This window comes from Halocola ammonii (assembly GCF_049334165.1).
GTDB lineage: Bacteria > Bacteroidota > Bacteroidia > Flavobacteriales_D > Sanyastnellaceae > JBEGHD01.
The window spans coordinates 1-1,666 of the sequence record NZ_JBEGHD010000032.1 but is presented as its reverse complement, the minus strand read 5'-3'; the positions used below and the strand labels follow the sequence as shown (position 1 = coordinate 1,666).

Sequence of the window (1,666 nt, the reverse complement as noted above, 5' to 3'; positions counted from 1 at the left end):
AAGAGGAAAGGCCTTTAGACGCTTTTGGAAAAAATCTGGAAGTGATCAAGGGAAAATCCGTAGCACCCCAAAAATCTGATGTTAACTACTTCACAGGCGGGTCTCTCATGCCCGGGATGAGTTTTAATGAAACTTCTTACGACTTCGGGTTTAACGGAATGCTTAAAGATGATGAGATTGCTGGGAGTGGGAACTCCTATGATTTTGGATCTAGAATGTATGACCCAAGGATAATGAGGTGGTGGAAAGTGGATCCTCAGGCATCAGAATATCCATATGCATCACCATATAACGCTTTTGGAAATAACCCTATCTTATTTGTTGATCCTGATGGAGAGGCAATTTATGTGTATTGGCACGGAATGATGAGACTTTATATCCCGGGGATGAAACCGCCTACGGATGATGAATTTGCTGCTCGAGTGATAAATTCGCTTAATGAAGTGCACTCAACAGAAGTGGGAGCTGAAGTAATAAATGGATTAGTGAATAATTATGATCAGGTATTAGATATTAGACCTGGTGGACGTTCATTGTATGGAGCAGGATTTGGTATACTTGATCAAAAAAGAGAAAACCAGTTTAAGAAACTAGTTGCTTCAGGAAAGTATAGAAGTGCTGGGAACTTAATTGATGGTACAATGATCTTTAATATTAACATGCCGATAGGAGAAGAAGTTTACGAAGATGACAAAGATGGGGTTGATTTTAATTTTACTACAGTTTTAGCTCACGAGCTTTGGCATGGACACCAGGCAATGACTTTAGGAGGAGAGTCATATGTGGCATTATTCACCCATACGGAGAATTTTGTCCCATTCAGCGAGATTCAGGCAGTGGGCTTTGAAAACTATTTTAGATTTAAATTTTATGGTGAGAATGATGTAAGGTTTCTATATACAACTCCAAAAGGGGGAGCTGGATTAATTGATAACTATTATGAATATGGCTGGGGTTATCTTTCAAAAAGTTCAATACCGGGAATTGAGTTTGACGTGGATGGTGCGATCTATAATTATTGGCGCTATGGCACAGTAGAAGAGTCAGAAGAAAGTCTTATGCAAAAATATGGAGGCAAGCAATGAGTTGTTATCAGAGTGTCTTTGTATCATTATTATTAAGCATTGTACTCCTTCTGGGATGCCAGAGAAGTGAAAAGAATAAACTTTTTTCGAATATCTATTCAGGGCAACACAAAAAAAAGGTAATAGGAAAGGATAGTATTTACGATCCTTTTCTTTTCAAATATGGAAATGATACAGTTTTGGTGCACCCGATTTTTTGTGATGATTTAGTAAGGGCATTACTTGTTGAAGATCTTAATTATCCATCAGATTCCTCTTTTATGAGAATATACAATAGTCTTGCCGATTCAGCTGGTAATTCTGTGGAGGTTGTGATAGTTAAAGATTATCCAAGAGTTATTCATGATCCCGACTCCCTAATTTATGTTTATGATGAACGGTATGTGGAACTAGAAAAAGGTGTTCTTCAATGTAAATAGAGTTCTATTAAAGCATAGACTTGGAGTGAGTCCGATGTGAAAACATAGGTCTTCATCACCGCACCTGATTTCTAACCTCTGCAGTTGCTTTTAAAACTCTGAGGTCAGAAACCTTAAGTTTTTTGGAGTAGTGATATTTGTCCTTGGCATCTTTGATAGCCA

The 1,666-nt window shown here is 37.8% G+C and carries 2 protein-coding genes; both read left to right on the top strand.

Features of this window, described 5'->3' with window-relative positions; all coding sequences use genetic code 11:
- On the top strand, positions 1-1,085 hold a 1,085-nt coding region (locus ABHV44_RS16110; RefSeq protein ID WP_459075743.1), incomplete at its 5' end, for an RHS repeat domain-containing protein.
- Complete coding sequence (locus tag ABHV44_RS16105) at positions 1,082-1,504, top strand: hypothetical protein (RefSeq protein ID WP_459075742.1); 423 nt, start codon at positions 1,082-1,084, stop codon at positions 1,502-1,504. The genes ABHV44_RS16110 and ABHV44_RS16105, both read left to right, overlap by 4 nt.
- Positions 1,505-1,666: the final 162 nt, after the last annotated feature.